General features: G+C 36.5%; 25 protein-coding genes and 4 tRNA genes. 14 read left to right on the top strand and 15 right to left on the bottom strand.

Annotated features, from left to right (window positions below):
- Positions 1 to 36 precede the first annotated feature (36 nt).
- Positions 37 to 1056, top strand: a complete 1020-nt coding sequence (locus OOK90_RS06310; protein WP_264706189.1) for a hypothetical protein — start codon at positions 37 to 39, stop codon at positions 1054 to 1056.
- Between the two features lie 26 nt (positions 1057 to 1082).
- On the opposite strand, the gene OOK90_RS06305 is transcribed toward OOK90_RS06310, so the two are convergent.
- The 4 genes from OOK90_RS06305 to OOK90_RS06290 all read right to left on the bottom strand — a co-directional run bounded on the left by OOK90_RS06305 (position 1083) and on the right by OOK90_RS06290 (position 3475).
- Positions 1083 to 1862, bottom strand: coding sequence for an exodeoxyribonuclease III (locus OOK90_RS06305; RefSeq protein ID WP_006279450.1), 780 nt, complete (start codon positions 1860 to 1862; stop codon positions 1083 to 1085).
- Positions 1862 to 2569 carry a uroporphyrinogen-III synthase gene (locus OOK90_RS06300; protein ID WP_264705888.1) on the bottom strand — a complete coding sequence of 236 codons (708 nt, stop codon included), beginning with the start codon at positions 2567 to 2569 and terminating at the stop codon, positions 1862 to 1864. The genes OOK90_RS06305 and OOK90_RS06300 overlap by 1 nt, the downstream gene beginning before the upstream one ends.
- 253 nt (positions 2570 to 2822) lie before the next feature.
- Entirely contained in the window at positions 2823 to 3320 is a 498-nt protein-coding gene (locus tag OOK90_RS06295) for a hypothetical protein (RefSeq protein ID WP_264705887.1), read from the bottom strand.
- 70 nt (positions 3321 to 3390) lie between these two features.
- Positions 3391 to 3475 (bottom strand) — tRNA-Leu (locus OOK90_RS06290).
- Between the two features lie 62 nt (positions 3476 to 3537).
- On the opposite strand from OOK90_RS06290, the gene tldD reads away from it, so the two are divergent.
- The 3 genes from tldD to OOK90_RS06275 all read left to right on the top strand — a co-directional run bounded on the left by tldD (position 3538) and on the right by OOK90_RS06275 (position 6490).
- Positions 3538 to 4956, top strand: coding sequence for a metalloprotease TldD (gene tldD, locus OOK90_RS06285; protein ID WP_264705886.1), 1419 nt, complete (start codon positions 3538 to 3540; stop codon positions 4954 to 4956).
- A 55-nt stretch (positions 4957 to 5011) separates the two neighbouring features.
- On the top strand, positions 5012 to 5152 hold the full coding sequence (locus OOK90_RS06280) for a hypothetical protein (RefSeq protein ID WP_153296798.1): 141 nt from the start codon (positions 5012 to 5014) through the stop codon (positions 5150 to 5152).
- A 90-nt stretch (positions 5153 to 5242) separates the two neighbouring features.
- The gene (locus OOK90_RS06275; protein WP_010081919.1) at positions 5243 to 6490 is read left to right on the top strand and encodes an IscS subfamily cysteine desulfurase; all 1248 of its coding nucleotides are present in this window, start codon (positions 5243 to 5245) and stop codon (positions 6488 to 6490) included.
- A 34-nt stretch (positions 6491 to 6524) separates the two neighbouring features.
- On the opposite strand, the gene OOK90_RS06270 is transcribed toward OOK90_RS06275, so the two are convergent.
- The 5 genes from OOK90_RS06270 to OOK90_RS06250 all read right to left on the bottom strand — a co-directional run bounded on the left by OOK90_RS06270 (position 6525) and on the right by OOK90_RS06250 (position 11294).
- The gene (locus OOK90_RS06270) at positions 6525 to 7484 is read right to left on the bottom strand and encodes an Rpn family recombination-promoting nuclease/putative transposase (RefSeq protein ID WP_264705885.1); all 960 of its coding nucleotides are present in this window, start codon (positions 7482 to 7484) and stop codon (positions 6525 to 6527) included.
- Between the two features lie 279 nt (positions 7485 to 7763).
- Positions 7764 to 8927, bottom strand: coding sequence for a 1-deoxy-D-xylulose-5-phosphate reductoisomerase (dxr, locus tag OOK90_RS06265; protein ID WP_070356952.1), 1164 nt, complete (start codon positions 8925 to 8927; stop codon positions 7764 to 7766).
- Between the two features lie 72 nt (positions 8928 to 8999).
- Positions 9000 to 9497 carry a hypothetical protein gene (locus OOK90_RS06260; RefSeq protein ID WP_010082318.1) on the bottom strand — a complete coding sequence of 166 codons (498 nt, stop codon included), beginning with the start codon at positions 9495 to 9497 and terminating at the stop codon, positions 9000 to 9002.
- Between the two features lie 320 nt (positions 9498 to 9817).
- Positions 9818 to 10519 carry an ABC transporter ATP-binding protein gene (locus tag OOK90_RS06255; RefSeq protein ID WP_006279859.1) on the bottom strand — a complete coding sequence of 234 codons (702 nt, stop codon included), beginning with the start codon at positions 10517 to 10519 and terminating at the stop codon, positions 9818 to 9820.
- Entirely contained in the window at positions 10512 to 11294 is a 783-nt protein-coding gene (locus OOK90_RS06250; RefSeq protein WP_015589313.1) for an MlaE family ABC transporter permease, read from the bottom strand. The genes OOK90_RS06255 and OOK90_RS06250 overlap by 8 nt, the downstream gene beginning before the upstream one ends.
- Before the next feature lie 583 nt (positions 11295 to 11877).
- On the opposite strand from OOK90_RS06250, the gene rpmF reads away from it, so the two are divergent.
- Genes rpmF through OOK90_RS06235 form a run of 3 tightly spaced genes read left to right on the top strand, consistent with a single transcriptional unit; the run spans position 11878 to position 14057 of the window.
- Entirely contained in the window at positions 11878 to 12060 is a 183-nt protein-coding gene (rpmF, locus tag OOK90_RS06245) for a 50S ribosomal protein L32 (RefSeq protein ID WP_010962967.1), read from the top strand.
- A gap of 10 nt (positions 12061 to 12070) precedes the next feature.
- Entirely contained in the window at positions 12071 to 13108 is a 1038-nt protein-coding gene (gene plsX / locus OOK90_RS06240; RefSeq protein ID WP_264706188.1) for a phosphate acyltransferase PlsX, read from the top strand.
- Positions 13101 to 14057 (top strand): beta-ketoacyl-ACP synthase III, encoded by a 957-nt coding sequence (locus tag OOK90_RS06235; RefSeq protein WP_264705884.1) that lies wholly within the window; start codon positions 13101 to 13103, stop codon positions 14055 to 14057. The genes plsX and OOK90_RS06235 overlap by 8 nt, the downstream gene beginning before the upstream one ends.
- A 20-nt stretch (positions 14058 to 14077) precedes the next feature.
- Here the strand turns inward: OOK90_RS06235 and OOK90_RS06230 are convergent, their stop codons facing one another.
- The 4 genes from OOK90_RS06230 to mnmE all read right to left on the bottom strand — a co-directional run bounded on the left by OOK90_RS06230 (position 14078) and on the right by mnmE (position 17660).
- On the bottom strand, positions 14078 to 14200 hold the full coding sequence (locus OOK90_RS06230) for a hypothetical protein (RefSeq protein ID WP_255317430.1): 123 nt from the start codon (positions 14198 to 14200) through the stop codon (positions 14078 to 14080).
- 613 nt (positions 14201 to 14813) lie between these two features.
- Positions 14814 to 15830: an NAD(P)/FAD-dependent oxidoreductase gene (locus OOK90_RS06225; protein WP_038199260.1), complete on the bottom strand. Its 1017-nt coding sequence runs from the start codon at positions 15828 to 15830 to the stop codon at positions 14814 to 14816.
- A gap of 168 nt (positions 15831 to 15998) precedes the next feature.
- A tRNA-Ser gene (locus OOK90_RS06220) sits at positions 15999 to 16086 on the bottom strand.
- Positions 16087 to 16133: 47 nt separating this feature from the next.
- Positions 16134 to 17660 (bottom strand): tRNA uridine-5-carboxymethylaminomethyl(34) synthesis GTPase MnmE, encoded by a 1527-nt coding sequence (mnmE, locus tag OOK90_RS06215; protein WP_010082336.1) that lies wholly within the window; start codon positions 17658 to 17660, stop codon positions 16134 to 16136.
- Positions 17661 to 17791: 131 nt separating this feature from the next.
- Here mnmE and nuoI point away from each other — a divergent pair, with 131 nt between their 5' ends.
- The 4 genes from nuoI to infC all read left to right on the top strand — a co-directional run bounded on the left by nuoI (position 17792) and on the right by infC (position 21102).
- Positions 17792 to 18274: an NADH-quinone oxidoreductase subunit NuoI gene (gene nuoI, locus OOK90_RS06210; protein WP_038199316.1), complete on the top strand. Its 483-nt coding sequence runs from the start codon at positions 17792 to 17794 to the stop codon at positions 18272 to 18274.
- Between the two features lie 115 nt (positions 18275 to 18389).
- Positions 18390 to 18677: a hypothetical protein gene (locus OOK90_RS06205; protein WP_010962961.1), complete on the top strand. Its 288-nt coding sequence runs from the start codon at positions 18390 to 18392 to the stop codon at positions 18675 to 18677.
- The gene (thrS, locus tag OOK90_RS06200) at positions 18670 to 20571 is read left to right on the top strand and encodes a threonine--tRNA ligase (RefSeq protein WP_010962960.1); all 1902 of its coding nucleotides are present in this window, start codon (positions 18670 to 18672) and stop codon (positions 20569 to 20571) included. The genes OOK90_RS06205 and thrS overlap by 8 nt, the downstream gene beginning before the upstream one ends.
- A 12-nt stretch (positions 20572 to 20583) precedes the next feature.
- Positions 20584 to 21102 (top strand): translation initiation factor IF-3, encoded by a 519-nt coding sequence (gene infC / locus OOK90_RS06195; RefSeq protein ID WP_006279610.1) that lies wholly within the window; start codon positions 20584 to 20586, stop codon positions 21100 to 21102.
- A gap of 28 nt (positions 21103 to 21130) precedes the next feature.
- Here infC and nuoF read toward each other — a convergent pair whose 3' ends face one another.
- Both nuoF and OOK90_RS06185 read right to left on the bottom strand, forming a co-directional pair.
- Entirely contained in the window at positions 21131 to 22384 is a 1254-nt protein-coding gene (gene nuoF / locus OOK90_RS06190) for an NADH-quinone oxidoreductase subunit NuoF (RefSeq protein WP_010962959.1), read from the bottom strand.
- 19 nt (positions 22385 to 22403) lie between these two features.
- Positions 22404 to 22476 (bottom strand) — tRNA-Lys (locus OOK90_RS06185).
- 341 nt (positions 22477 to 22817) lie between these two features.
- Here OOK90_RS06185 and OOK90_RS06180 point away from each other — a divergent pair.
- From OOK90_RS06180 to OOK90_RS06170, 3 genes are all read left to right on the top strand, one after another.
- Positions 22818 to 22893, top strand: a tRNA-Ala gene (locus tag OOK90_RS06180).
- Between the two features lie 212 nt (positions 22894 to 23105).
- Complete coding sequence (locus tag OOK90_RS06175) at positions 23106 to 24608, top strand: magnesium transporter MgtE N-terminal domain-containing protein (protein ID WP_264705883.1); 1503 nt, start codon at positions 23106 to 23108, stop codon at positions 24606 to 24608.
- 82 nt (positions 24609 to 24690) lie between these two features.
- Positions 24691 to 24996, top strand: coding sequence for a hypothetical protein (locus OOK90_RS06170; RefSeq protein WP_264329450.1), 306 nt, complete (start codon positions 24691 to 24693; stop codon positions 24994 to 24996).
- Positions 24997 to 25035 lie beyond the last annotated feature (39 nt).

Below are 25035 nucleotides of genomic sequence, written 5' to 3'. Positions count from 1 at the left end.
TACAATTGAAGTATAGTAAATGTGAGTAACTCAGTTATGACAAAAATATTAACTCCACAAACAAAGAATTTGGAACCTTCAAATCAGGTAACTAACAAAGATGAGAAAATTTTTGAAAAAGAGGAACATCAGGTAATCTATGATTACTTTGTAAAAGTATTAGAAGGTAAAGCCGAATTAAAGGAGAACAAAGAAACAACTGATTATTTTATATCAGCTTATAAGGACATACTACTTAATAATGTCAATCCAAAAGATATAAAACCACTCATTGAAGAGAATTTTTCTCAGTTTTTACTTTCTATGTTTAAAGAAATTAGAGAGCAAGGCTTAGCTAGAGAAGAGAAATTAAATAATGATAAAATACAACAAATAATAACCAAGTGTGTAGCTGATATACGGGGTACAGAAGCTAAAGATTCATCCATAAAGTTTGTATTGGAAATGCTGCTGCTGCTAATTGGAGGGATCAAAATAGACCCGAAAAATATTTCTGGCTCCTTTATGGATGGGATGAAAGAAAAAATACCATTCTTAGGTAAAGACAAGAAAGAAGAGGATGAACCACCACTCAGTGATGAAGAGATGGTAACAACGTTCTTAAGCAAGATCTTTTTTCCTGTCCTTCTTTCCACTATTCCAATGTTAATTTTTGGTCCTACTACACTCGGAGTAGTTCTTACTGCTATCGGCACAATATTTGCCATAAAAGGAGGAGTGGAGGTTCTTTTTTCAAATAACAAAAAAGGTACTTTGTATGACCCTAGCTCACAAGATAAAGATGATACAGAAAAGAGAGCAAAACTGAATGGAAAAATTCTCGAGGGCATTGATGATATTTTAAAAACCCCAGTTACAGAAGTTGAGAAAGGCACCTCTGTTTCTGAACAAATTTCCCAAGGAAAAGAAAAGAGTGAACAACAGCCTGTTCCTGAGCAAATTTCCCAGGTAGGAAACGAAAAAAGTGAGCAGCACGATCAATCTTGGACAGGAAAGGAAAACAAACGAAGGGAAAAACCACAGAGCAGCAAAGGTAAGACTACTCAGGTTTGCTAAAAGTGAATTGTGTAAGAGATCTGCTATTATTCTATAGCACATACAACAGGAGTATGGTCAGACGGATTTTCTAGCTTACGCAATCTATCATCTATGTAGCATGTTTCCAATTTATCTACAGCTTGTGGTGATAACAGCATATAATCTATTCGCATTCCTTGATTATTTCTGAGTGAATTGCCTTGATAATGCCACCAAGTGAATTGTTGCAAATTTGGGTGAGATATTCTAAACGCATCTTTAAACCCAAGATTCAAGATCGCTCTTAACTTCTCACGTTCTCTTATATGAAAGCACACTTGGCCATTCAATAAGTTTGAATCAAAGACATCAATTTCATCCGGTGCAACATTATAATCGCCAGCTATAATAGTTAACTCTTCATTCTTTAACAAAGTGCTCATCCTTTCATATAGATTATCAAAAAACTTGAGTTTATATTCAAATGCTTGAGAGTCCGGGCTTTGACCGTTTGGAACGTATACACTTCCCACCCTTACCTTCTGATTATTGTGCTTTATTATGCACTCTATATAACGCGCTTCTTGATAACCTTCTACGATATCAATCTTAAACTTCTCCAGTATCGGATATTTAGATAAAACACAAACGCCATTTCTTGCAACTTGTCCATAGACAGCACATTCATATCCCAGCTTCTCTATCTCTGCATAAGGAAATTGCTCTTCCATACATTTTATCTCTTGCAGCAAAATTATATCTATCTGACTATCAACTATAAAACTACAAAGTTGGTTAACTCTTTTACGTATGGAGTTTACATTCCAAGTTGCAATCTTTAGCATCAACAATCCTTATTAATTATATCAATTAAACTCTCCCCAGTAGGCAACCTCGATGTTATAATTTTTTTCCATTTGATTAACTTTAAACTATCAGCAATGTTTTTACTCATGGTATATGCAACTGCATTATTCATCACATGAGATAACCCACTTTTTAGAACTAATGAACAAAATATCCTTGCTGTCTGTGAGGAAAAAAAAGCAACACTATCAATTTTACCATCCAATAGTAAATTTTTACACCTATTAGTTAGATTCCTTTTTATAATTGTTTCATAGAGTACAACTTCTCTTACGTTAAAATCTTCTTCAGATAATCTCTTTTTTAGGTCACATGATACTTCTTGTCCCCTTATATACAAGAACTTTATTGCGTTTGAATAATGAGCTTTTATGAATGATATCAGACCATCAACGTTGCTGTCTGCTGAGATTATATCAGAAAATCCCAAATTTTTTGCAGCCTGCATGGTTGAATTACCAACTGTAATAATCGGAAAGTCATCCTCTTTGCATATTTGACTAAGAGCCTTTACACTGTTTTTACTTGTAGATATCACAACGTCAAATTCGTACGCAGATATATCAGGATTTAAGTACTTTATTGTGAATACTGGTTCTATAAAAACTTTGTATCCATACTTTCTCAATATATTTCTTGTATTGAACGAGTCCAATAAAGGCCTCGTTAATAAAATAGACTTCATTCTGATTTATTTCACTACTAGTAAAATAGTACCCTTTATACACAAATTACTGAATAAAAACTTTTATTTTGATAGCTTGAGCAATTATTCAAGTAATTGATGTGGAAGTAGGAGTACTAAGCGCTCCTACCCCAATAAGCCCACAATTTCTGCTTACACTTTTTTGACGCTAATTACATCGAACTCTTTTGAATGGCTTCCTTCAGTGGAATTATATAGCTAATATTCCTGTATAAGTTAAATAAGTTAATACTTAAGCTTGTACTCTTGCAGTATTTGAAGAGAGATTCTCAAGGACGTTTTTTGTCTGTGGTTCACTAATCATAGTTTGAACGATATTAGCTGCCATAATAACACAGCCTAGAATAAAAAAAGGCGTAGAAACAAAATAAATAACAGAAGACTCAAAAAGCGACATAGATGCAATACCTCCTATTAGAAATGAAGCACTGGATGCTATATCAAGATAGATCTTTGTTAACTTTTTTTGTCCTGGAGTGTTTTTTATGCCAGATTTCTTATTAAGATTCTCTTGTCGGGAATGATCATTTAGTGACCATATATTTAAAGCAAACGAAAGTGCACTGAATATAGTGCCGGCAATACTAAAATACAGACTTAAGACAGGAATATTCAAGACCAATGCCGCTATGTATCCAATGAAAGAGATAGTAGATAGTGTAGTAAATAAGCGTTTCGAGTAAGTTCGTACCTTCTTTCTGTAGGCTAACTTATCTTTTTCACCATACATAGCATAAATATTACCTAATATGTTATATTATAACATTAATTAATTCAATAAGCAATATGGAAGCTAAGAGTGCCCGAGAGAAGACTTGAACTTCCACAACTTAAAAAGTTACTAGCACCTGAAGCTAGCGCGTCTACCAATTCCGCCACCCGGGCTTTTTATAGTTTACTATGTTAAAGTTAAATAATATACTTAAACAATTTTTAGTTCAAAGGTAATGCCAAATCTAGATCAAATATTTTTTGCTCAAAACAATGTTAATATTAATAACGTATATAAAATAGTCAATAACGCTTTGAGCAATAGCGATGGTGGTGAGCTGTTTCTAGAATTTTGCCAGTCGGAGTCCCTGGTTTTTGAGGATAACATATTAAAACACATGGACTTGAATACTAGAAGGGGATTTGGTTTAAGGTCTTTTTGTGAAGATAGTACATCTTTCGTTTGTTCTTCTGAGATCAGCGAAAAAGAAATTAGTAATGCTGCTTCTATGGTAAAAAGCTCAGTGTCTTTAAACAAGACAAATTCAATAAATTTAAACGAAGAGACAAAAAGCCTATATTCGAGGATTAACCCTATAAATGAAATGGATCTGAATTCAAAGATTAAGCTACTCAATGAGGTTAATGAGTATGTAAGGTCCAAAAATAACTGCGTGAAGCAAGTAAAAATAACTCTAAGTGGAGAATGGCAAGTTGTACAAATAATAAAGGGTGATCACAGATTAAGCGATATCAGGCCTCTGGTACGTTTTAATGTGCTAGTCATTGTAGAAAAAGATGGCCGTACCGAAAGAGGTTCTGCAGGGCATGGTGGAAGGGACTCTTATAGTAAGTTTATTTCTGAGAAAAAGTGGAAAGAAGTTGCAAACCAAGCGTTAGAACAAGCACTGGTAAATCTTGAAGCAATTCCAACTCCAGCCGGAGAAATGACAGTCGTTTTAGGTCCAGGATGGCCAGGAATATTGTTACACGAAGCCGTGGGTCATGGACTTGAGGGCGACTTCAATCGCAAAACAGTCTCAGCATTTTCAAATTCTGTGGGTAAACAAGTAGCAGCTAGTGACATCACAGTAGTTGATGACGGAACTCTGCCCAATTTGCGCGGCTCTATCAGCGTAGACGATGAAGGCACTCCACCCATTTATAATATATTGATAGAGGATGGGATCCTAAAAGGATACATGCAGGATCATATGAACGCTAAACTCATGGGTGTAAGCCCAACTGGTAATGGTAGAAGAGAAAGTTATAAAGAAGTTATTATGCCGCGCATGACAAACACCTATATGTTGCCCGGAAAGTATACACCGAAGGAAATAATATCTAGCGTAAAGAAAGGTCTATATGCAGTAAATTTCGGTGGTGGGCAGGTTGATATAACGTCAGGAAAATTTGTTTTTTCATCTTCGGAAGCTTACCTAATAGAAAATGGCAAAATTACACAGCCAGTAAAAGGAGCAACACTAATTGGTGACGGTCCAACAGTGTTGAAAAAAGTATCTATGGTTGGTAATGACTTAAAGTTAGATCCTGGTGTTGGCACATGCTCGAAAGATGGACAAAATGTGCCCGTTGGAGTTGGTCAGCCGACACTCAAAGTCGACGCAATAACTGTTGGTGGAACTGAGATATAGATAAGGGCTAAAACGGATTCCAGCGCACGGCGCACAGCTGTACAAACATTATGATTTGGAAGCAATTGCCACCAATAGGGTGTCATCCCAGTGTCTGGGCACTGCCTTTGTGTTTGAGGCAAAACTGGCTATAACATTTAACACACTGCTTTCGCAAATAAATGTTCGTACAGTTATGTGTCAGCTACTTGGATGACACTTTTGTACTTGATGCAAGATTATATCTTGAAAAAATTAAGTTTTAATGCTATAAAATAATTGTAAATTTTGTCTCCGTGGTAGCTTTATGAATGTTGAAAGTAAAAAAATACACGATGCTAAAATAAAATTACCAATATTTCTTGATTATCAATCTACTACTAAAGTAGATCCCCGTGTTTTAGAGGTGATGATACCTTACTTTGGTGAGTTCAGCAATGCACACTCTCGCAGCCATTCATTTGGTTGGACTGCTGAAGAAGCAGTGGAAAAAGCAAGGAAACACATCGCTGATCTGGTGAACGCAGATAGCAAAGAAATTATCTTTACCTCAGGTGCAACTGAGTCAAATAATACGGCAATCAAGGGCGTTGCTCACTTTTATAAAAATAAAGGAAATCATATAATCACTGTCTGCACGGAGCATAAGTGTGTTCTGGATTCTTGTCGGCATCTGGAAAATGAAGGCTTTAAAGTTACATATTTGCCTGTTAAGCAAAACGGAATTATAGATTTATCAAAGCTTGAGGAAGCAATTACTGATAAAACAATTTTGATTTCAGTAATGATGGTAAATAATGAAATCGGAGTAATTCAGCCTGTAAAGGAGATTGGTAAAATATGCAGAAAGCATAATATATTTTTCCATACAGATGCAGCTCAAAGCTTTGGAAAAGTTCCAATTGATGTTAATGAGATGTGCATTGATCTTATGAGTCTCTCTAGCCACAAAATTTATGGACCTATGGGAATAGGCGCATTATATGTACGTAGAAAGAATCCTCGTGTTAGGCTGATACCACTAATTAGTGGTGGTGGACAGGAAAGAGGCATGCGTTCTGGAACAGTTCCAACACCTCTTGCAGTTGGTTTTGGTGAAGCGGCACGTATTGCTAGAGAAGAAATGAAAAAAGAAACAACTAGAGTGGAAGAATTAAGGGATATTTTGTATAACAAGATAAAAGAAGCGTTTCCTGATATCGTTTTAAATGGTGATTATGAAAATAGAATTCCTGGCAACCTAAACTTGAGCTTTCCCTATGTTGAGGGTGAGTCTCTCATCATGGCAATCAAGGATTTAGCAGTAAGTTCTGGTTCTGCGTGCACGTCTGCGTCTCTTGAGCCTTCCTATGTAGTACGGTCGCTAAATAATGGCCATGACCTTGAGCATTCATCAATTAGATTTGGCCTAGGCCGATTTACAACTAGAGAAGAAGTTTTGTATGCAGCAGATCTTGTTGCTAAAAATGTTGGCCGACTGAGAGAAATGAGCCCACTTTGGGAGATGGTACAAGAAGGAGTAGATTTGAACACCGTGAAATGGGACTCTCATTAAATGTATCCGTTCCAACTGCAAATGCACTTTGAAATTACTCTGTACCGTTCACACTTAATTCTTCAATCTCACTAATAGAAAGGCCAGTAAATTTGACAATAGTGTTGACATCAACATTGTTAGCCAGCATTGCTTTTGCGACTTCGATTTTTCCTTCGATTTTTCCTTCGATTTTTCCTTCGATTTTTCCTTCAATTTTCCCTTCCTCTTTACCGATTTTGATGCCTCTTTCTTCGCCAATTTGGATGCCTTTTTCAGTAGCAAGGTCAAGTCTGTATTCAAGAATGGCTTCTTCTTTCCGTAGATCCATTATTCTTTCTTCATAAGCTACTAAATCTTTTTCATTCCAGCTAAACCTGTCTAATTCATCGTAGGCTAACTTTATTATTGGTGCTTTTTCTGCTATTTTCCTTAAGTCTTCTTCCGTAGTTTCATCTGCATATTTGAAGAAAAATAACCAACGATCCACTATGCTTTCTAGCTGTTCTTCCTTATTCTTAGGAAATTTAGGTAGTTCAATAAATACAAATTGAAAATCTTTTAAGTCATGCTCATTGGTTTTCTCATCTCTTATAGTGTGGCTGGATATATAATCAAGCTTATCAGGAAATAAATTACAATTAGAGATAGCAATAAAGAAAACCTTCTTTAAATCAATGTACTTACCAGATTTATCAGCTTGCCTTGAGTAAGCCTTAGCAGCATATAGTTGAGCTCGTTTTTCGAAGCCTTTATCGCGAGTGAGCTGCATTTCAATCACATACCTAGCCCCACTAGAGTCCCTGCAAAGAACATCAACTATACTTTGCTTATCAGAGGCAATTTCAGGATCCATTATAGTACTGAGGAATTCCACTTCTTGTATAGTATTTATCTCGGTAAACCCTAAAATATCATTCAAAAAATGTATGAGAATATTCTTATTTTTTTCAGTGCCAAATATTTTTTTGAAGGTTAAATCCAGCTTAGGGTCGAGAAACTTAGATAAAGCCATAGCCAAAGTGCTTAAAAATATTAATAATTATACACTATTATTAACAATTATTCAACCATATTTTTGAAGATAGCTATGCCGCCGCGAACCGTCATACCGCCGCGGTATCTCTAGATCCCGCTAACAAGCAGCGGGATGACGAATTACTTAACCGTCATACCACCGCGAACCGTCATACCGCCGCGGTATCTCGGCATAGATTCCGCTAACTAGTAGCGGAATGACGATTGTGTATCGTGTTTTGCTAAAAATCACAGAATGCAGTCTGGTTACATTACTCTAGCTATACGCAACAACTTTACTTTCAACAATTTTGTGAGCAATAATACGACTTTCATAATCAATATTTATTATATCAGATAGTGAATTAATATCAGTATAACTACCAAAACTTTCCATTGTTGATTCCACTACCTCTACTATTTTTAAAAAACCGATTCGTGACTTCAAAAATTCATTAACAGCTATTTCATTTGCAGCATTGAGCACAATACTGTTTGTTTGTGGAGCAGAAGAGTTTAACACTGCCATGCTAAGCTTTAGCGCAGGAAAACGCTTATGGTCTGGTTCTTGAAAGGTCAATTTTCCTTGCTTTGTTAAATCTAATTTACGATTTAAAGCTGATCTTTCCGGCCAAGATAGAGCATATGAAATAGGAATTGCCATGTCAGTTTCTGCAAGCACAGCAAAGTTGAACCCATCCTTATAAGTTACAATTCCATGTACTATTGACTCAGGATGCACTATTGCTTCAATTTTATCCGGGCTGATATTAAACAAGTTATGTGCTTCTATTATCTCTAGTGCCTTATTCATCATTGTTGCGCTATCAACCGAGATTTTCTTTCCCATATTCCAAGTGGGGTGACTAAGCGCCTTATCTACCATAACATTTCTTAATTGCTCAAGGCTATAATTTAAGAATGGTCCACCAGAAGCAGTAAGTATGATCTTTTCTACGCATTTGTCGTCATTTTGCAAAATTTGAAAAATTGCATTGTGCTCAGAGTCAATAGGGATTATTTGTACATTTTTTTCTTTAGCTTTTTTGAGTAATAACTTTCCACCGCAAACAATGCTTTCTTTGTTTGCCAATGCAATGACTTTGGTACCGCTTTCTATAACTTCCATAACTGGCCCAAGGCCTGCAATGCCAACTATTGCAACAACTGAGAGATCAACAGGTATGGTAGCAATATTTGTAGCACCAATTGCTATTTTTACATCTGTACCAAGTAAACTTTCTTTCAAATCTTTGTAAAGCCTTTCATCGGAGATAGCAACATATTTTGCATTTAGCAGTTTTGCTTGGTGTGCCAGTAGAGCAAAGTTCGAATGGGCACTTAGTGCTTCCACTTGGTATTCTTCTTTTCTCTTTGAGAGCAAATCTACAGTCTTTTTTCCAACACTTCCTGTTGATCCCAAAACTGAAACCTTTTTCACTAAGACAAACTCATAACAACAGCAACTTTTCTTATTAGGCCTTCTTCCAACTATTCAATAGTTTTTAAGTGTTTAACCAAGTTCATGTCCGTGGTCATCGCCAACAGATGGTGAAGGACCAGGTGAAAAAGATTGACCATGGTGATCACCTGCATCATGCATGTCTTGCAAACCATCAGCATTATGAGCTATTTCGTTATTGGCATGAGGGTAATCATCTGAGTGATGTCCATCATCACCATGAGCCATATCCATTTCTTCTGATGGCATATCTTCCCCACCTCCACCTGAAAAATATTCTGCAAGGCCTTCAAGAAGTTTTATGCCAAACATATTACCTGACTTTCCAAACAATGTTACTAGACTACTGCCACTCACCAAACCTTCAAACACGTTACTATAAGCAGCAATTGCTCCTTCATGAAAGTTGAACAACCATTTCATTCCATCGACAACTGTTGAAACAGAGTCACTATGACCAAGACCAAAACCACTTTTCTCACCAGCAGCCTCTTGGTGTTGCTGCTGCGCTTGCCATTCTGCAATGTTTGGACCTTGAGCTTCACTCATAAATTTTTACTCTCAACCTTAAGCTATTATTTTATCACAAATATTGCAAAATATCAATAGAGCTTTTGAATATAGCTAATACAAACAATTTCTGTCATCCTATATATAGCTAAACTGACTTACGACAATTTGAAAAACGACAAATTCGTCATTCCGCTACTAGTTAGCGGAATCTATGCCGAGATACCGCGAATGAATCGCGGTATGACGTGTTAGCTATAGGATCCAGTTTGAAAAAAATCTGAATTCCAATGTTCACTACCTTTTACAAAGTTAAAACTTAAAAATATGACTGTTAGCAATAGTGTATATATCTTTAGCTATATATAATGAATGAATTTTTTTATATATTCGTTATTAGTATTTTGTATTTCCTGAACAGTTCCATGGGAAATGATCTCCCCTTCATATAATACTGCTATTTTATCAGCTATTTTAAATGCGCTATGAATATCATGTGTAATCGTGATAATTGTAGGGTTAAGATCTCTAGATAATTTTATTATTATCTCGTTTACTATATCTGACATAATTGGGTCCAATCCTGAAGTTGGTTCATCCAAAATAATGATTTCTGGATTGTGTGCAATCGCCCTTGCAAGTGCCACTCTTTTTTTCATTCCACCTGATAGCTCTATTGGAAACATATCTGCTATGCTTTCCTCCAGTCCAACATCATTTAACTTCTCGATTGCTAGCTGTTTTGCCTCTTTTTTGCTGATATTAAAGCGCTTTTTATAATTAAAAGATATATTTTCCCACACTGTAACGTAGTCAAATAAAGCGGAATTTTGAAATAAAACCCCAAATTTATTTTTGCTTTTACTATTTATTTTAACAGACCCTGAGTCTGGAGCAAGCAAGCCGATAATTGTTTTTGTTAATACAGATTTGCCGCTTCCTGAGCCACCAAGTATGACTAATGATTCCCCTTTTAATATATCAAAATTTAGATCTTTTAGTACTGTCCTATCATCAAAAGATAAGCTTAAGTTCAATATTGATATTATGGGGTTACGCATGTATCAAAGTAATCATGTAGTTTGCTAAAATGATCAGTATGGACGATAAAACAACAGTTGATGTTGTAGCAACACCTACTCCTCGTGCACCTTCTTTGCAATGGTAACCGTAATAGCAGCTTGAGACAGAAATTATGGCGCCAAATACAGTTGCTTTTATTAGCCCAGTTATAAAATCATACGTATTAAAGAACTGAGCTGTGTGTTTAATGTATATATTTAAATTGTGGTTAAATTCGAAGACTGCAGTGATACATCCTCCAAATATTCCTATTAAATCTGCACATACTGTAAGTATGGGAAATACTATGATTGACGCTAAAATCCTTGGTGCAATTAAATATTTAAAAGGGTTGATGTTCAAGGTTGTAAGTGCATCTATTTGCTCGGTGATGCGCATTGTACCAATTTCTGCTGCAACTGATGATCCAACCTTTCCTACCATTATTAAGCTGATCAAAACTGGTCCTAACTCTTTAATGATAGTGATCGTAACAAGTTTGGGTATTATCTGTTCTTGGTTAATTAATGGGTCACTCAAGCTACTTTGTAAAACTATTGCCGCTCCTATAAAAACTCCAGTGAGCCCAACAATTGGCAGAGAGAAAAAGCCTATCTCTATAATTTGTCTTGCTATGTTGCTAAAATAATATGGTGGCACAAGGCAGTGGTATAGAGATTGAATAAAAAATATGAATGCACTACCAAGCCTTAACAAAAAATTGATAAAGTACCTACCAATTATTCTAACACTATTTATATCAAAAAAGCTCACTTTGTATTCATTTTAGCTAGAGGTTAGTCTTACTGATTTTATTAAAATTTTTATTAACTTTATCGCAAAGTATAGCTGAGATATGTTTTAAGTTCAACATACTTGATGTTTTAATTTAAAGCTCATATAGCTAACCCAAGAAAGGTTTCCCTACGTCATACCGCCACGGTATCCACAACTGTACGAACGTTGTAGTTTGGGAGCAATTCCCACCAGTGGGCCAGTGCCCAGACACTGGGATCCAGCTTCTATGCAACTTAATTAAAAACGTTTGTTTTAGCGTAAGACAACTACCTTTAGCTCATCAGCTCAGTTATAAGCAAAATTTCTGGATTCCAGACTGGAATGACATCATCTGTTGTGCAATTTACCTTCAAAAATGAATGTTCGTACAGCTATGGATTCATTCGCGGTATAGATTCCGCTAACGAGTAGCGGAATGACGGTTTTTCAAATTGTAGAGCCACTTTAGCTATAGAACTCAATTACATAAGCAAACCTTACTTATTTTACTATCCCTGTTTACTTCCTGTAAAAAACATGTTACTAATGTATTGTATTTTGTAGTAGAATGGAGGAAATTTTGGCAGTTCCAAAAAGAAAAAAGTCAAAGTCAAGGCGTAATATGCATCGTTCTCATCATGCTATTGAGCCTAAGAATGTTGTGGTATGTTCAACAACTGGGGAATTCATGTTGCCTCATAACGTAGCAGTTGATGGCAGTTACAAAGGAAAACGGGTTTTCATCAAGCAACAGGCAGAGTGACTATTATGATATGTTACCTACGGTCAATAATAATATAGTTATTGCACTTGACGCTATGGGGGGCGATTTTGCGCCTCTTTCCGTAATTCAGGGTGCTGGTTTTTTTTTAGACAACCTTGTTGACCCAGGCATTAAAGTTTTTTTTCATATTTATGGAGATAAGGAAGAAGTATCTCCTTTGCTTTTGAAATATAAAAAAGTAAGTAACAATTCTGAATTTACTCATTGTTCTGACAATGTCCTTGCAAATGATAAGCCATCTTTTGCACTGAGGCATCGTAAAGACTCAAGTATGAAAGCTGCCATTGAGGCAGTAAAAAAAGGTAAAGCTTTCGGAGTGGTGTCTTCAGGCAACACCGGAGCATTGATGGCAATTTCCAGATTTATTTTAGGAACATTACCAAACATTTATCGTCCTGCTATTGCCTCTATCTGTCCAACTAAGACAAAAAGCTTCGCTTTGCTTGACCTTGGTGCAAATGTTGATTGTAATGCCGACTCATTATTTCAATTTGCGTTAATGGGTAGTATATTTGCAAAAATAGCATTAAAAATTGACAATCCTGAAGTTGCTTTGCTAAATATCGGCACAGAAGAAGTTAAAGGTAATGACTCAGTGCGCGGCGCTTTTGAGTTGCTTAAAAACGCTCCAGGCATTAATTTCAAAGGGTATATAGAGGCAAGTGAATTTTTAGAGGGTAATATAGATGTGATTGTTGCTGATGGTTTTGTTGGCAATGTAATGCTCAAAACGGCTGAGGCAACCGCTAGTACCTTTATCAATCTAATAAAGCAGGAAGTATTCAATTCGTGGATAGCGAAAATGCTTGTTGGTATATTGTTAAAATCCAAACTAAATAAAGCTTTAACGCGTTTTAATCCCAAAATTAGAAGTGGAGCTATGTTTTTAGGGCTGAATGGTATCATCATAAAAAGTCATGGAAATTCTGATGCTATTTCTTTTGCCAATGCCATAAAATTTGCAGTAAATGCAATTAGTGAAAATTTAAATCAAAAGATAATTAACGGGGTAAGTCATATTGAATAAAAGTTTCATATTAAGCACTGGATCTTACCTACCAAGAAAAATGTTGAGTAACAACGAAATTGCATCGATAGTTGAGACGAGCGATGAATGGATAAGGCAGAGAACAGGAATAGTTCAAAGGCATATAGCAGATGAAGGAGAACTAACGTCAGATCTAGCTGTAAATGCAGCAAAAAGTGCTATAGAAAAAGCTAAAATTTCAGTAGATGAAATTGACTTGATTATAGTTGCTACAACAACTCCTGATAAAACTTTTCCTAGCTGTGCAACGATTGTACAAAGTAAGTTAAAATGTAAAAACGCATTTGCTTTTGATGTACAAGCAGCATGCTCTGGTTTTATATATGCAGTTACAGTTGCTGATTCGCTCATAAAATCTAACAATAGAATTAAATATGCATTGGTTATAGGTGCTGAAATAATGTCTAGGATTGTTGATTGGGAAGATAGGTCAACTTGTGTACTCTTTGGTGATGGTGCTGGTGCAGTGGTGATGAAATCAGAAATGGGTAGAAGCGGCATCATATCAACAAACTTATACTCTGACGGCAATGTGGACATACTATGTACGAACGGAGGGGTATCCTCTACTGGTGATTCTGGAAAAATATACATGAATGGAAGAGAAGTGTTTAAACATGCAGTGGATAAGTTAACAGCCTTAATAGAGGAAACTCTGAAATGCAATAATTTGAAAATTACTGATATTGACTGGCTAATTCCCCATCAAGCAAATATTCGTATTATTGAAGCAGTAGTAAAGAAGTTAGATTTCCCTATAGAGAAAGTGATTAATACTGTTGATAAGCATGCAAATACCTCAGCGGCATCAATTCCACTAACACTTGATTATGCAATACAAAAATCAAAAATAAAATTAGGAAACCTGGCACTGCTGATTTCAATAGGTGCAGGCCTAACCTGGGGTTCTGTGTTGCTGCACTATTAGACTTCCTGCATTACCTCCTGTCATCCAAGTACCCTCTTTGTCATTCCAGTGCCTCTTTCTCCTGTCATCCCAGTGCCCCCTTTTGTCATCCCAGTAGCCCCTTCGGTGTCATTCCAGTCTGGAATCCAGTTCTTATTGTACATTCACCTGGTGTAAAGTTAAGTTTCCTGGATCCCAGTGTCAGCTACTCGGATGACAAAAAAAGGAGCACTGGAATGACAGCAGTCCTACGTCATACCGCGATTCATTCGCGGTATCTCTAGATCCCGCTAACAAGCAGCGGGATGACGGTTGTCGTTTAGCCACAAATATTTAAGAAATTTACCAAATGAAAAAAAAGGCAAAAGAAACCCTGGGGTTATTATCCGCTTTAAAATATTGGCGTTTTTTATGTTTTAAACGCTTGACAAGCGAGATTAAGCTGCTTTTAATTGCAACTAACTTACGCTGCAAACGTTTAAGAAATTTACTAAGCAGAAAAAAAGACAAAGAATCCCCGAGTTAGCTAGTCTTTTACTATCTCTGTCGAGTATTGGCATTTTTTGATGTCTTGTAACGCTTTGTAAGCGCGTTCAGCTTATTTAGATAAAAATCTAGATGTAGATGAAGTTTTGTAAAGACATACAGTATCTATATACTGCAAAAAATTGAACATAAGACGCCGATACATTAAGTAATCCTTACCTTTTAATCTGCAGATTGGCGAAAGCAAATACAATAGCTTCAGTTTCATGATAAGGGAGCTGGCGAGGTTTGTCAAGGAAGTTTTTCTTTCCCGTGAATTCCCTTTGAGGTTGAATATTGAAAATTAACCGGAGAGTTGTGGATTACTTTGTATATGTCATAACAAGCCATGGCGCTCTCAGCAAAACCATTTAGTATTAATTTTAGTTTGCCTGAATAAATAGCTATATCTCCGATTGCATATATCCTATCTCTACTGGTTTTAAGTGTAGCTGGGTCGACAACTATGCGGCTATGTTCTAACTGTATACCCCAATTGTTTATTGGACCAAGATTCATTGACAGTCCAAAAAATGGCAGCAAAAAATCAGCGGATATTTCTTTTTCTTCCTTAGAGGCAATGTTTTTTACTATCACTGCGCTCAACTGCCCATTACCTCCTGCTAGTTCGTGTAATTGATATGGCACTACCAGTTCTATTTTTCCATCAATTTCAAGTGATTCTAATTTATTTCTAGTTTCAGGAGTGCAGCGAAATTCCTTTCTCCTATGTATCACATAAATTTTCTTCGCAACTTTAGAAAGTTCTACAGTCCAATCAGCTGCAGAATCACCCCCACCTGCAATGACTATAGTTTTGTCCTGAAAATCAGAAATTTTATTTACACTGTAAAATACAGATTTATTTTCATATTCTAATATACCACTTAAGGGTGGACGGTTAGGTTCAAACATTCCGTTACCTGCAGCAACAATAACGGCTTTGCATTTTACCTCTGTACCTATGTTCGTTATGACAGTAAAGCTTTCACCTTCGTTATTTGAAATCTTTTCCACTTTTTGACTTAAATGGTAAACAGGCTTAAATGGCGAAGATTGCTCCATTAGTTGCTCAATTAATTTTTGGGCAGTGATTACAGGATAACCAGGTATATCATATATTGGCTTTTCTGGGTAAAGAGCTGTGCATTGTCCTCCTGCTTGATCCAAAACATCTATTATATGACATCTCATATCAAGCATTCCCGCTTGAAAAGCAGTGAATATTCCAACAGGTCCTGCACCTATTATTACTATATCGGTTTTCATATTCAGATGGTGATCTATTTATAGATATTAGCTTTCTTTGCTAACAAGGTCAATTTACAAAGGGATGTATTTTTAAAAGATGTGGCTAGATTAGACAAGATTTCCAGCGTTATGAACCACATAGTCCAAATAAGCTCTAAAAATCAGCTAGCATAGCGAGATGCTGTGCGGACGGAATGGGATTCGAACCCATGGTACGCTCATCACGTACGTCAGTTTTCAAGACTGGTGCCTTAAACCGCTCGGCCATCCGTCCATTTCTTTTCTATCACAACATTTGATTTTAAGCAATCTATAAAAGCTTTACTTGCCCACGCAAAAGTTGCTAAACACACTACTCAATATTTCCTCAACATCAATAATTCCAATCACCGCACCAAGTTCAAATGCAGCAAGCCTCAAATCTTCAGATATCAACTCAATTGGATTATCGATATTAAAACGTTGTAAATGTTCCAGTGCTTTCTTCATGTGATTCCTATGTCTTTGCCGAGTGATTACAGGAGTGTCTCTATCATGCCCAAATTTTTCCTCTGCCTTCTCTTTTATGAGAGAGATCAATTTGTTTGTACCTATTTCCTTTAGAATAGAAATGGGTAAAAGATCTATGCCATTAATTTTTATATTGTGATTATTGATAACATCGTCAGCTTTGCTCAATACATAAATGGTGTCATTTTGGTCTGATGTCATGCAAGTAGCTGACACTGGAATCCAGCTATGAACATTGTTTTCAGCACATGTTTCTAGAATCCATTGTCTATTGCATAATTTGCAAGTATTTTTATATCTGGATCCCAGTGTCAAGCACTGGGATGACACCGTTTGTTGATTACAATATTTGCATAGTTGTGTGTCAACGACAGATGGTATATTGCCTGTGGCTTGATAATTGACATCGTGTCGTTGTTCAAAAGGAAATAGCTCTATTCTTAAATCAGCTTCAAAAGACCTCTTTTTCGCTCGACTTATACCTTCTAATTCTATTGGATCTGAACTTTCACGAATTCCAGCAGTATCAGAGAGAATGATTGGGTATCCGCCAATGTCAATATGAGCTTCAAGTATATCTCTTGTTGTGCCTGCATATTCAGAAACAATAGCAATATCACGCTTGGCTAAGAAATTAAACAGAGTTGATTTACCGACATTTGGTTCACCAGTTATTACAATATGTAAACCCTCACGCAACCTTTCGCCCCGTCTATTATCATTTAAATGCTCTTGTATCAACTGCACGAGAGATTGCACTTCATTATTAATTTTTTCCAATTCACTTTTTTCTGCCCAAATGTCCTCTGGAAAGTCTATATATGCTTCGATTTTGGATTGTATCGTTATTAATCTTTGCCTCCAATTGCTGTATAGTCTCTCCAATTCTCCTGATATCTGCTTAATCGCTTGTTTAGCTTGCATTTTCGTCTCAGCATCAATTAAGTCTGCAATCCCTTCTATTTGCGTTAAGTCAAATTTACCATTTAGAAAAGCCCTAAGTGAGAATTCTCCAGGCTTGGCCATAACGAAAACTTTTGATAATTCCTCCAAGATGATTTTTATAACTGCCTTGCTTCCATGCACTTGTAACTCTATAACGTCCTCGCCAGTGAAACTGTTTGGAGCAGGGAAATAGATGATTATTCCATTATCTATCAATTGACTGGAATCATCATATAGATCAACTAAAGTAGCAAATCTTGGTTTAATTTCTTTCTTAATATGAAAATGATTTAAAGCTTTAAGCGCGTAGTTGCCTGAAATTCTGATTACTGCAACTCCTGACTTACCAAATACGGTCGATAAAGCGAAAATAGTTTCATTTGTGTTTGTCATTGTCTATATAAACTACTTAGCAATATTACACTTAAGAAACCAAAATACCTAAAAAGTCACCCAGGTGAAAATATTTATTTTGAAAACTGATAATATGATTTATAATGACTGACACAAGTTTTAAATATTTTATGCTCAAGAAATTAGCTTGGTACTGGTCTTTTGTAGAGTTAATTAAAGGGTTTGTTATTACATTAAAATATATGTTTAAGCCAAAGGTTACTTTGAGGTATCCTATGGAGAAGGGCCCTTTAAGTCCAAGGTTTCGTGGTGAGCATGCGTTGCGTAGGTATCCAAACGGTGAAGAACGATGCATAGCTTGTAAATTATGTGAAGTTATCTGCCCTGCTCAAGCAATAGTTATTGAAGCAGAGGAAAGAGAAGACGGTAGTCGCCGCACCACGCGCTATGATATTGATATGACAAAATGCATATACTGCGGACTTTGCCAAGAGGCATGTCCAGTTGATGCAATTGTTGAAGGTCCTAACTTTGAATTTGCTACTGAAACAAGAGAGGAGCTAATGTACAATAAAGAAAAGTTATTGCGTAATGGTGAAGTTTGGGAAGACGCAATTGCACTCAGGTTAAAAAAGAATAGGCCTTATTATTAATGTTCAGAGCTTATAACCCTGTTATCCATTATGATTTAGGGGCAGTGCCCACTAGGGGTGGTGTCATCCCAGTAGCTGATACACAACTGTACGAACATTTGTTTGCGAGGGCAGTATGTTAAATGTTATAGCCTGTTTTGCCTCAAACACAAAGGTGTCATCCCAGTGCTTGACACTGGGATCCAGTAAAATTGATTGTGAACAAGCACACTATGCAACATTTTCAATGAAATTACAAAAAAGCTGGATTCCAGTGTCAAGCACTGGGATGACACCATTTGCTGTGCAATTTACCTTCGAAAATGAATGTTCGTATGGCTATGTGCGTGACACTGGGATGACACCGTTGGAAGAAGCAAACCGCCTTCAAGCTACATGTCCGTATAGGTTTATTTATGGTTAGGGTTACTTTTTCAACCGAACAAAAAGTAAAAGAATACAGTGGTAAAGTCACTGGCTTTGATATATTACAACCGGATGCTTTGAAAGAAGTAGTTGCATTGAAAGTAAATGGTGAGCTATATGACCTCTCACGTGAAATTGAAGCTGATGCAGAGATAGAGGTGATACAACTGAGTGACGAAGTTGGTTTAGATATAATAAGGCATGATGCTGCTCATATAATGGCGCAGGCAGTGAAAGAGCTATTTCCTAATACTCAGATTACTATCGGCCCAACAATTCAGGACGGTTTTTACTATGATTTTGCTACAGATCGTACCTTCACTACGGACGATCTTACCGCAATAGAAAAGAAAATGAAAGAGATTGTAAAAAGTAACCACAGATTTGTTCGAGAAGTTTGGACTCGCAAGCAGTCAGTTGATTTCTTTAGTGGTATAGGCGAAAAATATAAGGTTGATATTATCTCATCCATACCAGAGGGTGAAAACCTAACTGTTTATAGGCAAGGTGATTTTGTTGACCTATGCCGTGGTCCGCACTCACCATCAACCGGTAGAGTTAAAGCGTTTAAACTTATGAAAGTAGCGGGTGCATACTGGCGTGGTGATTCTAAGGGCCCAATGTTGCAGCGAATATATGGCACAGCATGGGGAAATAAGGATGAATTAAACGCTTACCTTGAGTGCCTCAAAGAAGCAGAAAAACGTGATCACCGCAAAATTGCTAAGGATATGGATTTATTTCACATTCAAGAGGAAGCTGTTGGGCAGGTTTTTTGGCATGAACAAGGATATATTCTATATAATGTTCTTGAGTCTTACATCAGAAAGAAGCTAATAAATAATGGCTATTTTGAGGTAAAAACTCCTATTTTAGTAAGTAAAGAGCTGTGGGAAAGATCTGGACATTGGGATAAGTTTCGTGAAAATATGTTTATTGTTGACGAATCTGAGAATAAAAAGTTAGCAATAAAACCCATGAATTGTCCTTGTCATGTGCAGATTTTTAATTCTCACACCAGGAGCTACCGTGATTTACCAATACGTATGGCAGAGTTTGGCACATGCCATAGAAATGAAAGCTCAGGCTCATTGCACGGACTGATGCGAGTGCGTGGTTTTACGCAAGACGATGCACACATTTTTTGTATGGAAGAACAAGTGAATTCTGAGACTATAAAGTTTTGTGACCTTTTAAAAGAAGTATATTCAGAGCTTGGATTTAATGAAATTTCTGTGAAATTTTCAGACCGTCCAGATATTAGAGCAGGTAATGATGAAGTGTGGGATAGAGCTGAAAAAGCGCTGCTTGAAGCCGTTAAAGAAGCGGGCTTGAGTTATAAACTTAACCCTGGTGAAGGTGCATTTTATGGTCCAAAGTTAGAGTTCGTTTTGAAAGACGCAATAGGCAGAAATTGGCAATGTGGAACATTACAAGTTGATTTCATTTTACCAGAACGTCTGGGAGCTTTTTATATAGGGGCAGATGGGCACAAGCATCACCCTGTCATGTTACATAGGGCAATTCTTGGGACTTTTGAGCGTTTTATCGGAATTTTGATAGAAAATTATGCAGGAAAATTTCCAGTTTGGCTTGCTCCAACGCAACTTGCTATTCTGACCATTACAAATGAAGCTGACGGTTACGCCACAGAAATTAGCAATATTTTAAAAGAACAAGGTGTGAGAGTCAAGACTGATTTGACCAATGAAAAAATTAGTTATAAGATACGTTTGCATAGTTCAAACAAGGTTCCTATATTGTGGATTGTAGGCAAAAATGAAGTTACAAGTAAAACTGTGTCAGTAAGAAATTTAGGATCGGAAAGACAGGAGTCTTTTTCTTTGGAAAAGGCTAATGAATCGCTGTTAAAAAGTATTAATTTGAATTAAGGGAGTTAAAGTTTGCAAGTTAAAAAGAACAATAAAAACAGAATTAATGGATTTATCACAGCTAAGGAGGTACGCTTAGTTGATCATAGTGGTGAAATGGTCGGAATCGTGCCAATAGAACGAGCTTTGGAATTTGCACAGGGTGTTGGTTTAGACTTGGTGGAAATTGCACCTGATTCAACCCCTCCAGTATGTAAAATTCTGGATTATAGCAAGCAAAAGTATGATATAAAAAAGAAAGCAAGTGAAGCAAAAAAGAAACAAAAAACATTAACTATAAAAGAAATTAAACTGGGTCCCAATATTGGTGATCACGATTACGGAACAAAATTGCGTCAAGCAAGAGACTTACTTGCCCACGGACATAAAATTAAAGTCACAATGAGATTTAGAGGGAGAGAGCTTATAAACACTGAAGTTGGACTGGAAAAATTAGAACGGCTAATTCGAGACACTGAAGATATCGCAAAGGTAGAATTGGCACCTAAAAGAGAAGGGAATCAATATTTTTTAGCTCTGGTTGCTAAGTAGCAAAACGGCTTAAGAAGTATAAGTAAAGTTAAATTATCGCTCTCTCTTTGATAACATGGCGAAAATGTCTTATTAATCCTTGAATCGGCCAAGCTGCAGCATCGCCAAGTGCGCAAATTGTATGTCCTTCTATTTGAGTTGTAAGGTCAAGCAGCTTATCTATTTCATCAGGCTTAATATCTCCTGCCACCATCCTCTTCATAATCCTCCACATCCATCCAGTACCTTCACGGCATGGTGTGCATTGTCCACAGGACTCATGCATATAAAAGTGTGATAACCTCTCTATTGCAGCTATTATATCAGTTGATTTATTCATCACTATTACAGCAGCAGTACCAAGCCCTGATTGTGCAGTTCTTAATGAATCAAAATCCATTTCAATAGTATCACATATAGATTTTGGAATTAATGGCACTGAAGACCCACCAGGTATTACAGCAAGTAAATTATCCCAACCTCCTCGCACTCCACCTGCGTATTTTTCAATTAATTCACGTAATGGAATTCCGAGCTCTTCTTCAACATTACACGGGTTGTTTACGTGCCCTGAAATACAAAAGACCTTGGTACCAGTATTATTTGGTTTACCAAGAGATGCAAACCATTCTCCTCCGCGATTCAGAATATCTGGAACCATGGCTATAGTTTCAACGTTGTTTATTGTGGTTGGGCAGCCAAAAAGTCCAACACCTGCGGGAAATGGAGGCTTCATGCGAGGAAAGCCCTTTTTTCCTTCAATTGATTCGAGTTGAGCTGTTTCTTCCCCACATATGTAAGCTCCTGCGCCCCTATGGATAAACACATCAAGATCATAACCTGATTTGCAGGCATTTTTTCCAATTAAACCTTCTTTATAGGCTTCCTCAAGTGCTTTTTTTAGAACTAAATATTCATTATAAAATTCACCCCTGATATAAATATATGCAACTGATGCGCTGATCGCTTTGCCGGCCAGGAGAATTCCCTCAAGTAACTTATGTGGCTCATATCGCAATATATCTCTATCTTTACATGTACCAGGTTCTGACTCATCTGCATTGACTACTAAATATGCTTTTGGGAGATTTTTGGGCATAAAGCTCCACTTAAGGCCGGTGGAAAATCCTGCACCCCCTCGACCTCTCAAACCAGATTTCTTTACTTCATCAATGATCTTTTCTGATCCTAAATCCAGTAATTCCTTTGTTTTTTGCCAGCTACCACGTTTTTTTGCACCCTCAAGTAGTGGAGTTCCTTTACCATTTAGGTTGGTGAATATTTTGTCTTGTTCTTTTAGCATGTTTTTCAAAATTTGTGAGTGATCCCGACGCGATTCGAACGCGTGACCCACTGATTAAAAGTCAGTTGCTCTACCGGCTGAGCTACGGGATCATTTCATTTTTCAGCTATACTAAACATCAATACAGTTTTTATCCGTTTTAATCAAACTAAAATTTTCATGTGTGGTTAAATAAATTATATAATATACTGCGTTAGTGATAATTTAGTTAAAAAATCTATGAATAATTTAAAAAAATTTCCAAAGGAAAACTTCTTGTTAATTTTCAGTTCACAGATTTATTTGGATGGTGTGACGTATAACGCTAAGGAGACAAAAAAATAGAGAAGTGTGTACACCCTGCAGAATTTGTACACTATTTAGCAATAGCCTAATAGATAAATATTTCTTGCATTTCAGCCTGAGTGATTTATGCTTTAAGCAAGAATTACCTGGGGGTATAGCTCAGCTGGTAGAGCATCTGTTTTGCACGCAGAAGGTCAGCGGTTCGATCCCGCTTGCCTCCACCAGTCTATACAGCTCTAGCCGCCACAAAACCTGTCAAAGCAGCTTATTTTAATCTATGAGGATTTTATACTATTTCCCTGAAAATCTCTATTTCTTTTCGTAACTTTTCTCTACACAAGTAATGTTGGTTATTACAATTGTAATATATACTAACTTAACAATAAATTAATCAATAAATGTTAGAATACTAACAATTAATTTATTGGTAACGCCTATGAGTGGAAAAAAGCATGTTTTTAAGATGATACCTGGAAAAGAGGTGTTTAGAAAAACCCCGACTACAAGGATAAAGTGGCCTGAAGGTAATGATCCTACAATGCCTATTAAAAAAGTTGAGCTTGTATCGCTGGATGATAAAAACGATGTAGTACTAGGCTTATTGCCTATAAAACTTTGCAGCAGTTCTTGCCTAGACAGTTACATATGTCTGGAGGAAGAAAATGAAGGAAATCTGGTAGCCAAAGATTATAAAAGTGATTCTAACTTAGATTATGTAAAAAGTAACCATACATTTGTATATTACGGTAATGAGTTGGCTAAGTTATCATATACAAGAGAGCTTGTGCAGCCTTTCAAAACTATGTGTAGCAGTTCTATTAAATCAAAAAAATTGGAATACAAATATGTAACATGGGAAGATTCAGATACTGGCAACAATAAATATTATTTTTCAGACGAGGCAGGAAATATAATCGATTCACCTGACAATGAGGTATTACAAGACATTATGTTATACTACGGTGAGAGACATATAAGAGATGTGCTACTGTTGCTATCAAACGCGTTTACTAAAGTTTTTATTCAGGGCCTAACAGACGGCCAACTAAAAACTATTGCCAATACTCTTAGTAACGAGCAACTGCAAAAAATAATTCCTGAACTGAGCTCAAGCCAGTTGCAGTCCTTAGCAGAGAACTTAACAGATGAACAACTCCAAGCTTTAGTGGATCATCTAACCAATCACCAGCTGAAAACCCTCGCTCAGGAACTAAATCCAGAAAAGTTACAAATAATTGTTCCTATTTTAAATGATACTCAGCTTGAAGCTCTAGTGAGAAAATTAAATTCAGAGCAAGTAAAAGAAATTTTACCTCACTTAAAAGTGGATCAGTTCAAAGCACTTATTAAAACTTTAAATGACGAGCAATTTACAGTGCTTGCAAAAGACTTGGCTGAGCACCACTTGACAATACTCTCCAAAGAATTAGAAGGTGATCAGTTGAAGGCTTTAGTAAATAGTCTGCAAGAAGACCAACTGAAAGACTTAGTTAATAAGCTTGATCCTGAGAAACTCGAAGCAATTGCTCAGGATTTAACTGATTCTAATAGGATCCAGATTATCATTAAGTCTTTAGTTGATAACCCAGACAAACTTCAAGCTTTTGCTCGCAATATGTCTAATGAGCAGTTTAAAGAACTTTTGGATAACGTAGGTGCAGAAGAGCTTAAAGAGATTATTCACAAACTGCCTTATGAGAAAGTGACAGCTGTGATTGGTGATCTCAGCAATCAAGATCAGTCTAAAGCTATTATTGATGCATTAAAAGGGAAACTTGATGAACAAAATGAAAAACAAAAGGAAATCCTTGAGCTGATTAAGAAACTTGGAGATTCTGCTGATGAACCTAAATGGGAGGGCCCTCTTCAAAACGCCAATGCTGAACTAATGGTAATGGAAGAGTACTTTCAGACTGGATACGAAGTATTGTTGAGCTAAATATTTATGGGTTTGAAAAGAGCTTTTTATATTTCTATAGTTGATTTTATTTGAAATTTTAAATTTTAATGAGGTAGTTTATATGGCCAATGAACCAAAAATTATAAGTAAAGTTACCCTTGCAAAACCGACAAATTACGAAACGAATAAAGATAAAAATGCGAAAGTTAGTTATACTCATAGTGTTATTGATAAACTGATTGAAAGTATGAATGACGGACTTGTTGTGCAAGTAAATACTAACTTGCATGGAGAACAAGAAAAAGTTAATCAACTGATTGAAGACGTTGGTAATGTAGATAGTGGTTTAGTACAGAGCCTGAATAACTTACAGACAAGAGTAAAAGAATTAGAAGACAATACCACTAGTGAACCAGATTGGGGTTAAACTGGAAAGAGTAATAGTCTCTAGGCTATTACTTTCTCC

Source organism: Wolbachia endosymbiont (group A) of Ancistrocerus nigricornis, assembly GCF_947250785.1.
Classification (GTDB): domain Bacteria; phylum Pseudomonadota; class Alphaproteobacteria; order Rickettsiales; family Anaplasmataceae; genus Wolbachia; species Wolbachia pipientis.
This window is presented reverse-complemented; position numbering and strand designations above follow the sequence as displayed.

Bases quoted from the DNA above. Each gene is read 5' to 3' on its own strand.
- nuoF (WP_010962959.1), bottom strand. From the start codon at position 22,384: ATGCTAAAAGAACAAGACAAAATATTCACCAACCTAAATGGTAAAGGA.
- OOK90_RS06300 (WP_264705888.1), bottom strand. From the start codon at position 2,569: ATGAAGTCTATTTTATTAACGAGGCCTTTATTGGACTCGTTCAATACA.
- thrS (WP_010962960.1), top strand. From the start codon at position 18,670: ATGGTTAGGGTTACTTTTTCAACCGAACAAAAAGTAAAAGAATACAGT.
- OOK90_RS06225 (WP_038199260.1), bottom strand. From the start codon at position 15,830: ATGAAAACCGATATAGTAATAATAGGTGCAGGACCTGTTGGAATATTC.
- plsX (WP_264706188.1), top strand. From the start codon at position 12,071: ATGTTACCTACGGTCAATAATAATATAGTTATTGCACTTGACGCTATG.
- OOK90_RS06175 (WP_264705883.1), top strand. From the start codon at position 23,106: ATGAGTGGAAAAAAGCATGTTTTTAAGATGATACCTGGAAAAGAGGTG.
- OOK90_RS06205 (WP_010962961.1), top strand. From the start codon at position 18,390: ATGTTAAATGTTATAGCCTGTTTTGCCTCAAACACAAAGGTGTCATCC.
- OOK90_RS06255 (WP_006279859.1), bottom strand. From the start codon at position 10,519: ATGCGTAACCCCATAATATCAATATTGAACTTAAGCTTATCTTTTGAT.
- OOK90_RS06230 (WP_255317430.1), bottom strand. From the start codon at position 14,200: ATGTACAATAAGAACTGGATTCCAGACTGGAATGACACCGAAGGGGCT.
- OOK90_RS06270 (WP_264705885.1), bottom strand. From the start codon at position 7,484: ATGGCTTTATCTAAGTTTCTCGACCCTAAGCTGGATTTAACCTTCAAA.
- OOK90_RS06310 (WP_264706189.1), top strand. From the start codon at position 37: ATGACAAAAATATTAACTCCACAAACAAAGAATTTGGAACCTTCAAAT.
- OOK90_RS06295 (WP_264705887.1), bottom strand. From the start codon at position 3,320: ATGTATGGTGAAAAAGATAAGTTAGCCTACAGAAAGAAGGTACGAACT.
- nuoI (WP_038199316.1), top strand. From the start codon at position 17,792: ATGCTCAAGAAATTAGCTTGGTACTGGTCTTTTGTAGAGTTAATTAAA.
- OOK90_RS06260 (WP_010082318.1), bottom strand. From the start codon at position 9,497: ATGAGTGAAGCTCAAGGTCCAAACATTGCAGAATGGCAAGCGCAGCAG.
- mnmE (WP_010082336.1), bottom strand. From the start codon at position 17,660: ATGACAAACACAAATGAAACTATTTTCGCTTTATCGACCGTATTTGGT.
- OOK90_RS06170 (WP_264329450.1), top strand. From the start codon at position 24,691: ATGGCCAATGAACCAAAAATTATAAGTAAAGTTACCCTTGCAAAACCG.
- OOK90_RS06305 (WP_006279450.1), bottom strand. From the start codon at position 1,862: ATGCTAAAGATTGCAACTTGGAATGTAAACTCCATACGTAAAAGAGTT.
- tldD (WP_264705886.1), top strand. From the start codon at position 3,538: ATGCCAAATCTAGATCAAATATTTTTTGCTCAAAACAATGTTAATATT.
- OOK90_RS06275 (WP_010081919.1), top strand. From the start codon at position 5,243: ATGAATGTTGAAAGTAAAAAAATACACGATGCTAAAATAAAATTACCA.